This is a genomic window from Actinoplanes auranticolor, from assembly GCF_018332655.1.
Classification (GTDB): Bacteria; Actinomycetota; Actinomycetes; order Mycobacteriales; family Micromonosporaceae; genus Actinoplanes; species Actinoplanes auranticolor.
The window spans coordinates 34,368-41,006 of sequence record NZ_BOQL01000010.1 but is presented as its reverse complement, the minus strand read 5'-3'; the positions used below and the strand labels follow the sequence as shown (position 1 = coordinate 41,006).

Sequence of the window (6,639 nt, the reverse complement as noted above, 5' to 3'; positions counted from 1 at the left end):
GGGCGCCCGCCGTGGGCCAGCAGGTCGAGCAGCCGGGCCTTGCGGCTCATCCCGGCCGGCCGCTGCTGCTGGACGGCGTGCTCGAGCACGACCAGGCGGGCGAAGTGGACACCGGCCACCGTGGCGAACGGGCTGTGCTCGAAGGACCGGATCCGCTCACGCACCTCGGCCGCCTTACCGTCGGCGATGCGCGCGAATACGGTCACCGACCGGGTGAGCGTCCTGCTCCGGCTCATGACTGCGCCTCCCAGCTGTAGAGGTCACTCTGGACCTCGGCGACGAACCGCTGCCAGGCGTCGGCGAACTCGGCCGGGTCGGCGCCGCCGAGATGGCGGTCGTAGGCCTCCCGCACGCGCAGCGCGGATGCGATCTCCGTCACGCCGGCATCGGGGTAGGCGGAGTAGTAGTGGTCGACCTCGAGATCGTTGGCCCGGATGTAGCGCCGGAACGGCTCCGGGGGCAGCGCCCCGGGGAAGCCGAACGACCAGCCCCAGATCAGTGCCATCCGCTTCGGGATCTCCAGCGAGAAGGCATCGATGTACTTGCCCCAGGCGCCGTTGAAGTCGCTGCGGAACAGCAGGTAGGCGTACCGGGAGCGGCGGCGCTGGCCGGGGAACCGGGGGATCACCGACCAGTGCGCGAAGTGGATGAACGACATCCGTTTGAGGTCCTCGGGCGCCCCCAGCAGGTGCCGCAGGAACAGGAAGCCCTTCAGCAGCGGCACCCAGCGCCGGGGCATCGGGGTGAGCACGGTCAGCGGGGTGCCGCGACCGGCCAACGAGGACAGATAGGAGCCGTCCCGCGACTCCTCGCCCGGTGGATCCGTTGTCTCGATCATGGTGATGATCCTTCACGAAAGATCAACCGCGTCGGCTCCCGCTGACACGGTACGGGTACCCTCGCCCGGTTGCGACGGGAATACACTCGGCCGATGATGCTCGGACGGACCGCCGAACGTGCATTGATCGACGGTCTTCTGACAGGCGCGCGGGCGGGCCGCAGTGACGCCCTGGTACTCACCGGCGAGCCGGGTATCGGCAAGACGACCCTCATCCAGTACGCCGTCGGGCAGGCCGAGGGCATGCAGGTGCTGTCCGCCCGCGGCTACGAGGACGAGTCGGAGATCCCGTTCGCCGGCCTGGCCGACCTGCTGCGCCCGGCGCTCGGGGTGCTCGACGAGCTGCCCGCCCCGCAGGCCGCCGCGCTGCGCAGCGCCCTGGCCCTGGGCCCGCCGGTCGCCGGGGACCGCTTCACCGTGTGTGCGGCCACCGTCGGGATCCTGGCCGCGGCGGCCGAGGTCTCCCCCGTGCTGATCGTGGTGGACGACCTGCAGTGGCTGGACGCGTCCTCGCGGGAGGCCGTGCTGTTCGCCGGGCGTCGGCTGCACGCCGACGGCATCGCCCTGCTGCTGGCCACCCGCGACCCGGCCGACGCCACCGGCCTGCGCTACCCGCAGGTGGCGCTGGAGGGTCTGTCGGTCGAGGAGGTCGACGAGCTGTGCCGAGCGACGCTCACGGTGGCGCCGGCGGGCACCGGGGCGCGGCTGCACGCCGCGACGGCCGGCAACCCGCTCGGGGTCATCGAGCTGTGCCGGGAACGGCCGGAGATCGTCGACGAGGGCGTCACCGCGCCGTTCGTGGCGCCGGGCTCGCGCATCGAGCGGGCGCTGCGGGGCCGGCTGGAAGAGCTCGACGGCGACACCCGCCGGGCGCTGGTGCTGGCCGCCGCGGCGGTCGGCGGCGACACCGCCACGCTGCTGGCCGCCGCCCGGGCCGGCGGCCTGCAGCTGCGTCACTTCGCGCCGGCGGAGAAGCAGGGCCTGATCACCGTGGACGAGCAGCGCATCGAGTTCCGGCATCCGCTGCTGCGCTCGGTGGCCTACCACGGCGCCTCCACCGACGACCGGGTCGCCGCCCACACCGCGCTCGCCACCGCCCTGGCCGGCGCTGCCGGTGACGCCGCGGCCGACGCCCGGGCCTGGCACCTGGCCGCGGCCACCCTGGCCCCGGACGAGCAGATCGCCGCGGAGCTGGAGCAGGCCGCGCTGCGGGCCAGCCGGCGCGCCGGGTACGTGGCCGCGGCGCGGGCGTTCGGTCAGGCCGCCCGGCTCAGCCGCGGCCCGGACCGCTCCCGGCGCCTGCTGCGGGCGGCGCGTTGCTGGCAGCTCGCCGGGCGCAACGAGCAGGTGCTGACGCTGCTCGACGACGCGCTCCCGCTGACCACCGACCCCAGCCGCCGGGCCCTGATCCAGCACATGGACGCGTACGTGCGGATGTGGCGCGAGCGTCCCGACGGTGTGCTGCCGATCCTGGTCCGCAGCGCCGAGGCGGTGCAGGAGATCGATCCGGCCCGGGCCGCGCTGATGTACTCCGACGCCTGCATCCCGTACTTCATGGTCGGTGACCTCGAGCAGTTGCAGGCGGCGGTCCGCCGCGGCTACGAGCTGGCCGGCCGGGTCGGCGGGGTCACCCAGCTGGTCGCCGCGGTGGCGCTGGCCGGCGGGCTGACCCTGGCCGGGCAGCGCGAGCAGGCGATCGCCCTGCTGCGCGACTGCCACGCGGAGCTGCTGGCGGCCGATCCCCTGGTCCGCGCCCAGGACCTGTGTCATGCCTCGCTGACCTGGATCTGGCTGGAGGGCTACGAGCAGGCCGGCGAGCTGCTCGGGCGGGTGGTCGCCGCCGCCCGGTCCGCGGGCGCCCTGGGCGTGCTGCCCCAGGCCCTGGGCATCGAGTCCGAGCTGCACTTCCGGGTCGGGCGCTGGCACGACGCGCGGGTCAGCGCGGCGGAGAGCCTGCGGCTGGCCAGCGAGACCCGCCAGGCCGACCTGTACGGGCTGTTCTTCGCCGGCCGCCTCGACGCGGTCCAGGGCCGCGACGACGATTGCCGGCGCCGGGTCAGCCGCACGATGGAGGTGGCCGATCGCCTCGGCGTCGGGTGCATGGCCCTCTACACCGGTCATGAGCTGGGCCTGCTGGCGCTGAGTCACGGCGACGCCGGGGAGGCGATCACCCGGCTCGAGGCCGTCCGGGAGCTGCCCGTGGTAGCGCACATCCACGAGCCGGCCGTGGTGCCGTGGGTGTTCGACCTCGTGGAGGCGTACATCCGGGACGGCCGCACCGACGCCGCTGGTGAGCTGCTCGCCGAGCAGGAGTCGCACCCGGGCGGGCAGTGGGCCGAGGCCGCCGCGGCCCGGTGCCGGGCGCTGCTGACGGCCCCGGAGGAGATGGACGAGGCGTTCGGGATCGCGCTGCAGGCCCCGGGGTGCGCCCGGATGCCGTTCGAGCGGGCCCGCACCCAGCTCTGCTACGGCGAGCGGCTGCGCCGGGCCCGCCGCCGCGCCGACGCCCGCCGGCACCTGCACGACGCGCTGGAGACCTTCACCCGGCTCGGCGCGCAGCCCTGGGCGGAACGGGTCCGCACCGAGCTGCGCGCCACCGGCTCCACGGTCGGCCGGTCCCCCGATGCGCTGCCCCGGCTCACCCCGCAGGAGCTGCAGGTGGCGCTCGTGGTGGCCCGGGGGGCCACCAACCACGAGGCGGCGGCCACCCTGTTCCTGTCGCAGAAGACCATCGAGTACCACTTGAGCAACATCTACCGCAAGACCCACATCCGCTCCCGCGCCGAGCTCGCCGGCATCGCGGGGGAAGCCCAGGCCTAGTGCCATGCGTGCGCCCCGAGTCCGGCGCGCTCCAGCGAGGTGCGCAGCTTGCGCAGCGAACGCATCCGGGTCGGCCCGATGCTGCCGATCGGGATGCCCCGCCACCGGGCGAAATCGGCGTACGCGGGAGCGTCGTTGCTGCTCAGCGCCACGACCAGGTCACGCGAGGGGGCCGGCAGCGAGTTGACGTGCTGCCACAGCAGGTCGTTCATCCGGGCGTCGACGGCGGCCTTCTCCGGGTGCGGGGAACGCTCGTCGCGCTGCTCGGCCTGCTGCTCCAGGCCCGGGACCTCACGCTTGCCGCTGCGCATGAGCTTGAGGCACTCCCGGCGGGCGATGGTCACCAGCCAGGAGCTGACCCGCTCCGGGTCGCGCACCTCGTCGAGGTGCTCGAACGCGCGCAGCCAGGTGTTCTGCACGACGTCCTCGGCATCGGACTCGGGCAGCCGGAACGAGCGCACCGTCCACCAGACCAGCCGTTCGAACTCGTGGACGAATCTGTCGGCCGCACCGGCCGCGCCGGACTGTGCGGCGGAGATGATCTCCCGGGTGCCGTCGTACTGGTCGATCGTCATGATCGCGCCTCCCCTGGTACCGAACGGAACCTGGATGACGCTAGGGATCGGCGGCCCGGCTGAGATCCGGGCGACACCCTGGGGTTGGCCGGCGGGCACCCTGGGGTTGATACCGGCGGGCGTGTCGGAGATCCGACTGCATAAGGGACCGTGGCGGCGGGCACGTGGCGATTCACTATGCTCACTGCCACGTCACCGCCGACGACGGCAGCGTCGCTACCCAAGCCTGGACTGACAGTCGGCGGAGCCCCGCCCGGAAGGACACCGCGATGATCAGTGGCTCGTCAGCCGAGACGGACCTGGCCTCGCGGCTCAACAGCGAGGTCCCGCACAGCGCGCGGATCTGGAACTACTGGCTGGGCGGCAAGGACAACTTCGCCGCCGACCGCGCGGTCGGCGAGCAGGTCAAGCAGGTCTATCCGGACATCGTGCACGTCGCCCGCGCGTCCCGGGCGTTCCTCGGCCGGGCGGTGCGGTTCCTGGCCGCCGAGGCCGGCATCCGCCAGTTCCTGGACATCGGCACCGGCCTGCCCACCGTGGACAACACCCACGAGGTGGCCCAGCGCATCGCGCCCGAGTCCAAGATCGTCTACCTGGACAACGACCCGCTGGTGCTGGTCCACGCCCGCGCGCTGCTGACCGGCAGCCGCGAGGGCACCACCGAGTACATCGACGCCGACGTCCGCGACCCGGACAAGGTCCTGCGGACCGCGGCCGAGACGCTGGACTTCACCCAGCCGGTCGCCCTGATGATGCTCGGCATCCTGGGCAACGTCGCGGACGACGACGAGCCCGGCCCGGCGGAGATCGTCCGGCGGTTCGTCGGCGCGGTCCCGTCCGGCAGCTACCTGGTGATCAACGACAGCGTGATCACGCCCGAGACCGTCGAAGCGGTACGGACGGCGAGAAGCGGCGGCGCCGACTACCACATGCGCACTCCGGAGCAGATCGAGCAGTTCTTCACCGGGCTCGACCTCGTGGCGCCGGGTGTCGTGCCGACCCCGCTGTGGCGGCCCGAGCCCGGCACCGACCCCGCGAAGCTCAACGTCTACTGCGGAGTGGCGCGCAAGCCCTGACCGCCGGGCGGCGCAGCTCAGGCCGAGGGCGGGACCTGCAGCCGGACCACGGGGAACTTGCGGTCGGTCTTCTTCTCGTACTCCCGGGCGTCCGGCCAGTAGTCGCACCAGATCCCGTAGAGGCTCTCCCACCGGGGATCACCGGGCCGGACCACCTGGTAGTCGACCTGGAGGGTGGACGCGCCCAGCTCGATGGTGGCCGGACCGGTGGCGGCCTCCAGGTTGGCGACCCACTGCGGGTCCTCCGGCGCGCCGCCGAGGCTGGCGCAGACCACGTACGCGTCGGCATCGGGCGCCGCGACCAGGGGGGTGACGTACTCCTTGCCCGACCGCCGCCCGACGTGGTGCAGCAGCACCAGGGTCTTGCCCTCCCAGTGCATGCCGACCACACCGTCGTTGGCGCGGAAAGTGTCGATGATGGTGTCGTTGAACGAAGCCATACGCTGAGGCTAGCGCCCGGCGAGCGCTCCCGCCCGGCCCGCTCAGCGGGCGAAGTCCCAGATCGCCTCGAGGGTCTGCTGAGGGGTCTCCAGCTGGGGCAGGTGACCGGTGCCGGCCAGCGGCCGGTGCACCGCTCCCGGGATGGCCGCCGCGTAGGCCTTGCCGTACTCCGGATCGACGATCCGGTCGCTCTGGCCCCACAGGACACAGGTGGGCACGGTGACGGCGGCCAGCCGGTCCGCCAGCCCCGGGTCGGCCATCGTGGTGCCGGCGAACAGCGCGATGGCCTGCCGGTTGGCGGCCATGACGGCTCTCTGGGAGTCCGGCATCGCCTCCGGGTCGATCCGGAAGCGGGCCGGGTCGGCATAGGACAGGTCGGCCAGCTCGGCCGGGGTCAGTGCGAAGAAGTCGGCGACCGGATGGCCGGGCACGCTGATGCCGACACCGTTGAGGATCACCACGCCGCTCACCCGCGGGCTCGCCAGCAGGGCCAGCTCGGCGGCGATCCAGCCACCGATCGAGTTGCCGACGACGGTGACCCCGGTGAGGCCGAGCTGGTCGATCAGGGCGACGTAGAGCTCGGCCAGCCCGCGGATGCCGGTGAGGTCGCCGGGGCGCGGAGTGCCGTTCCAGCCGGGGTGCGTCGGCGTCAGCACCCGGGCCGGCCGCTCCCGGGCCAGCAGCTCGCCGAAGGCGAGGAACGAGAACGGACCGGCGCCGCCGTGCAGCAGCAGGAACGGGCGGCCGGCGCCGGCCTCGGCGACGGTGACGGCGGCCGGCTCGGCCCGCCCGGGGCGGGCGACGGTGTAGGTGCTGATGGTCATGACCGCCACGCTAGGACAACATCCTTATATAAGCAACCTTAGGTAAGGATGTTGCTAAGCTGCCG

7 protein-coding genes are annotated in these 6,639 nt (G+C 73.1%); 2 read left to right on the top strand and 5 right to left on the bottom strand.

Annotated elements, in window-relative coordinates:
* Positions 1-236: hypothetical protein (locus tag Aau02nite_RS04950; protein ID WP_212987118.1), on the bottom strand; the 236-nt coding region annotated here is incomplete at its 3' end.
* Positions 233-838 (bottom strand): hypothetical protein, encoded by a 606-nt coding sequence (locus Aau02nite_RS04945; protein WP_212987117.1) that lies wholly within the window; start codon positions 836-838, stop codon positions 233-235. The genes Aau02nite_RS04945 and Aau02nite_RS04950, both read right to left, overlap by 4 nt.
* A gap of 93 nt (positions 839-931) precedes the next feature.
* On the opposite strand from Aau02nite_RS04945, the gene Aau02nite_RS04940 reads away from it, so the two are divergent.
* A complete protein-coding gene (locus tag Aau02nite_RS04940; RefSeq protein WP_212987116.1) occupies positions 932-3,658 on the top strand; it encodes an AAA family ATPase in 2,727 nt (908 codons plus the stop codon).
* On the opposite strand, the gene Aau02nite_RS04935 is transcribed toward Aau02nite_RS04940, so the two are convergent.
* Positions 3,655-4,233: an RNA polymerase sigma factor gene (locus Aau02nite_RS04935; protein WP_212987115.1), complete on the bottom strand. Its 579-nt coding sequence runs from the start codon at positions 4,231-4,233 to the stop codon at positions 3,655-3,657. The two genes, Aau02nite_RS04940 and Aau02nite_RS04935, sit on opposite strands and share 4 nt — an antisense overlap.
* 269 nt (positions 4,234-4,502) lie before the next feature.
* Here Aau02nite_RS04935 and Aau02nite_RS04930 point away from each other — a divergent pair, with 269 nt between their 5' ends.
* On the top strand, positions 4,503-5,309 hold the full coding sequence (locus Aau02nite_RS04930) for an SAM-dependent methyltransferase (RefSeq protein ID WP_212987114.1): 807 nt from the start codon (positions 4,503-4,505) through the stop codon (positions 5,307-5,309).
* A gap of 17 nt (positions 5,310-5,326) precedes the next feature.
* On the opposite strand, the gene Aau02nite_RS04925 is transcribed toward Aau02nite_RS04930, so the two are convergent.
* Both Aau02nite_RS04925 and Aau02nite_RS04920 read right to left on the bottom strand, forming a co-directional pair.
* Positions 5,327-5,749, bottom strand: a complete 423-nt coding sequence (locus tag Aau02nite_RS04925; protein ID WP_212987113.1) for a nitroreductase/quinone reductase family protein — start codon at positions 5,747-5,749, stop codon at positions 5,327-5,329.
* 42 nt (positions 5,750-5,791) lie between these two features.
* A complete protein-coding gene (locus tag Aau02nite_RS04920) occupies positions 5,792-6,574 on the bottom strand; it encodes an alpha/beta fold hydrolase (protein WP_212987112.1) in 783 nt (260 codons plus the stop codon).
* Between the last annotated feature and the right edge of the window lie 65 nt (positions 6,575-6,639).

What these genes read in the sequence shown, in the direction of transcription:
- Aau02nite_RS04945 (WP_212987117.1), bottom strand. Translation starts at nt 838, where the DNA reads ATGATCGAGACAACGGATCCACCGGGCGAGGAGTCGCGGGACGGCTCC.
- Aau02nite_RS04940 (WP_212987116.1), top strand. Translation starts at nt 932, where the DNA reads ATGATGCTCGGACGGACCGCCGAACGTGCATTGATCGACGGTCTTCTG.
- Aau02nite_RS04935 (WP_212987115.1), bottom strand. Translation starts at nt 4,233, where the DNA reads ATGACGATCGACCAGTACGACGGCACCCGGGAGATCATCTCCGCCGCA.
- Aau02nite_RS04930 (WP_212987114.1), top strand. Translation starts at nt 4,503, where the DNA reads ATGATCAGTGGCTCGTCAGCCGAGACGGACCTGGCCTCGCGGCTCAAC.
- Aau02nite_RS04925 (WP_212987113.1), bottom strand. Translation starts at nt 5,749, where the DNA reads ATGGCTTCGTTCAACGACACCATCATCGACACTTTCCGCGCCAACGAC.
- Aau02nite_RS04920 (WP_212987112.1), bottom strand. Translation starts at nt 6,574, where the DNA reads ATGACCATCAGCACCTACACCGTCGCCCGCCCCGGGCGGGCCGAGCCG.